Origin of the sequence: Pseudomonas huaxiensis, assembly GCF_003231275.1 — a bacterium.
Classification (GTDB): domain Bacteria; phylum Pseudomonadota; class Gammaproteobacteria; order Pseudomonadales; family Pseudomonadaceae; genus Aquipseudomonas; species Aquipseudomonas huaxiensis.
Window position 1 is genome coordinate 1 of the sequence record NZ_QKVL01000199.1, and the last position, 339, is coordinate 339.

The 339-nt window shown below is 59.9% G+C and carries 1 protein-coding gene; it reads right to left on the reverse strand.

Translation table 11 applies throughout. The features are described 5' to 3' along the window. Positions 1–101 precede the first annotated feature (101 nt). Positions 102–339 (reverse strand): hypothetical protein (locus DM374_RS34010; RefSeq protein WP_225422713.1); only part of this gene is annotated, 238 nt, incomplete at its 5' end.

Here is a 339-nt window from a genome sequence, read left to right on the forward strand (position 1 = left end):
CCCTCGCTACGGTGCCTTTCGGGGCCACGCGGCCTACGACTTGCAAGCAAGTCTACATCTCGCGTCTTCGGCTAACGCCGAAGGGTGCTGCGCACCTGCCCCTACAGGCACCTACGCTCGGCCTCCTGAAGTCGCGAAGTTACAGGCGGCGCCTGTGATGACGGATCTTCGAAATCAGAATCTGGCGAAACCACCGACGTGCTTTTTTGCTTTTGCTCTTTTTTGCTCTCGATCTTGCTTCTGCTCTTCATGCACGCCAGTTCAGACGCCACAAATTGCGACTTCAGGAGGCCGAGCGGAGGCGTCTGGAGGGGGCAGGTGCGCAGCACCCTTCGGCGC